This is a genomic window from Streptomyces sp. NPDC056580 (genome assembly GCF_042793175.1).
GTDB lineage: Bacteria > Actinomycetota > Actinomycetes > Streptomycetales > Streptomycetaceae > Streptomyces.
Genome location: NZ_JBHTVE010000045.1, coordinates 1 through 2,537, shown reverse-complemented (window position 1 = coordinate 2,537; position 2,537 = coordinate 1). Strand labels below are relative to the sequence as shown.

Sequence of the window (2,537 nt, the reverse complement as noted above, 5' to 3'; positions counted from 1 at the left end):
GAATCTTGCGGACGGAGTTCGCGGCTAGTGGCTCGCAGAGGTGCTTATGCTTCGTCTTGGGGTCGGTCTTGCCGTTGCGCCGGCCTTCGCACTGGTCCTGGCACTGCCGGAGACGGGCGTAGAACAGCTCCAGCATCTCGGCGGTCAGCTTGCCCGCCTTGAGGTCGCCGAACGTGGGCTTGAGGTAGTTGCGGATGATGCCCTCGGCCCGGTCGTACGACGTCTCGTCGAGTTCGGCGACGCCCAGCCACCGCTCGAGCGGAAACGACATGGTCACCTGCGTCTTGGGGTGGCGCTTCTCGTCGACCTGGTGGAGGAGCCTGGTGCGGACCGTCTCCGCCTCGGGCTCTGTCTCGGCCTGCTCGTGGAGGTAGAGGTCCTTCTTCGTGAGCGGGTCACGCCCGGCGTAGACCCGGACCTGGGAGCCGGCCCCGTTGGGGCGGATGCTGCCGCGCTGACGTCCCTTGCTCTTGGTGTTCGCCATGGTTCTGGAACCTATTCATTCATGGTTAGGCCATGGCTACGACGAACAGCGCGCCTACCTCAGAGAGGTAAACGCGCTGGTCAGGCCCTGTGCCCCCGGCAGGATTCGAACCTGCGACACCCGCCTTAGGAGTTCGATCAGGCCTCTGCGGAATCGGCGTCTTGCTGCCGCGCATCGTATGCCGGTTTTCCAGGAGGTACGCCGCTGTCCGAGCTCGTTGATGTCAACGATGGATGTCAGGCGCTGGTTCGATGACCGCGGCCAAAGTCCGCTCGCTGCCCGTCTGGGCACCCCCTGCCGCTCCCATACTGCAGCCTGCGAGAGTGGTCCCGTGCTGCTGGATCCTGAGAACACTCTGTTCGTCCGTGGTGCCACGCCCGTGCTCCTGCTGGCCGACGCACCTGTTCACGATGCCCTGCCGCCCTTGAACGCGTCCGACGGGGCGGTGCCTCCGTGTGAGGGTTGGAGCATCGTCCCCCGACTGACCCTGTGCCTTGTAGACGGACCTGGGGAGCACGGACTCGTCGTACCCGCTCTCGCTGCGCCGGTGCTCGGCAGGGCCGACGGTGGTGCGGCATCGAGCGGCATGGCCGACTGGTGCGCGGATGCCGAGCAGGCCGGCGGAGCAGTCGTTCTGTCTTTGGACCGAATGCCCGAGGCATTCGACTGGTCTGCCCTGCTGTCCTCGGGCACCGCTCGCGGCGGCTTCATGCCTGCACTGGGCTGACCAGGCGAGCGCCGGACGGGCTCAGCTGGCATTACGCCTGCTGGCTTGGCGAGCCTTGAACTCCGGACCTCTTGGTCCCGAAGCAACTTCGGAGGGTGGCTGCCCTTGGGCTGGTAAGCCTCTCACCTGCTGTGAGCGTCCACAGCCGTTCGCGCGTGTCCGCCGCTGTCTGTCGACGTTGTCACGCAGTTACTGAGCTTCAGCGCGTGACGTCGTCAACCGAGAACCGCCTGCGAGCTGGGTCAGCTCCGGTCGCCCAGCGGCACCAGGTGAGAGATCACTAGTACGGGCCGTAAGCCGAGACCGGAATTAGTCGGCGAGCAGGGCATGCATCCACTGGTCCTCGCGCTGCTCGATGTACTCGGCGTCGCTGCGCCAGGCGTTGCCGTGGCCTTCGGCCCACAGGGTCGCCCAGGGCTGGACGCTCCGGGCGGCCTGGTCGCGCAGGAAGTCGTGCATGGATCGCGTTCGGCGCCCCAGCAAAGGGACCGTGTGACGGCGTTCGGCCTCGTCGAGGCCGTAGGCGTCGGCGAAGACCCGCAGCCGGGCTGCGGCGTCGGGGCGTTGCCAGTCGGGATGCGCGGACAGCGGAATGAACCCGTGCATGGCGTACGCGACGTCCCACAGGCGGGAGCCGGGGCCGGCGGTGTCCCAGTCGATGAAGGCCCACTGCCCCTCGTCGCCGGCCACGAGGTTCCACGGTGCCAGGTCCTGATGGGCGATGATGTCGCTGCCCTCGGCGGGGATCAGCACCTGCCAGTGCGCGTCGGGCGGTGGCGTGAAGCTCTGTACGGCCTCGTGGAAGTCCCGGATCAGTCGCGCCACGTCGGCCAGGTGCCGCTCGGCGTCCAGCAGGGAGAACCGGTCGGGCCAGACCACGTTTCCCGGCACGAAGGTCAGGACTTCCCGCCCCTGGTCGTCGATGCCCAGCGGGCGGGGCGCCGCCCGGTACCCCACCTCGTACAGGTGGGTCAGCAAGGCGTGCACAGTGGGGGTCCACGGTCCGCTCGGGCGGCGGACGGTATCTCCGACCCGGACGACACCAGTGCTGACGTTCCCGCCGGACAACGGCTGTTCCTCATCATGCTGCACCGAGCCAGCATGTCCGATCAGCCCGCCGCGTTCACCCCATTTATGGTGATCACCGCAGGGCGCCGCTGGGCGACGGGAATCACTGATGTGGCGGTACACCTGACTGAGCCTGCGGTACGTGGCTGTCGGCGGCTGTCCTCGTTGATGACGCTCCTATAGGCCGTCAAGCGGTCTGTGTGAGTGGTTTCGGTGTGTCGCGGGGACGGGTGAGGTGCCCGTAGACCTCGCGGGCGA

At 67.3% G+C, this 2,537-nt stretch carries 3 protein-coding genes; 1 reads left to right on the top strand and 2 read right to left on the bottom strand.

Annotated features, from left to right (window positions below; all coding sequences use genetic code 11):
- On the bottom strand, window positions 1-484 hold a 484-nt coding region (locus ACFQ9Z_RS39305; RefSeq protein ID WP_383031924.1), incomplete at its 3' end, for a hypothetical protein.
- 331 nt (window positions 485-815) lie between these two features.
- Between ACFQ9Z_RS39305 and ACFQ9Z_RS39300 the strand changes: the two genes are divergently transcribed.
- On the top strand, window positions 816-1,211 hold the full coding sequence (locus tag ACFQ9Z_RS39300; protein ID WP_383031921.1) for a hypothetical protein: 396 nt from the start codon (window positions 816-818) through the stop codon (window positions 1,209-1,211).
- 309 nt (window positions 1,212-1,520) lie between these two features.
- Here the strand turns inward: ACFQ9Z_RS39300 and ACFQ9Z_RS39295 are convergent, their stop codons facing one another.
- The gene (locus tag ACFQ9Z_RS39295; RefSeq protein ID WP_383031927.1) at window positions 1,521-2,279 is read right to left on the bottom strand and encodes a phosphotransferase enzyme family protein; all 759 of its coding nucleotides are present in this window, start codon (window positions 2,277-2,279) and stop codon (window positions 1,521-1,523) included.
- Window positions 2,280-2,537: the final 258 nt, after the last annotated feature.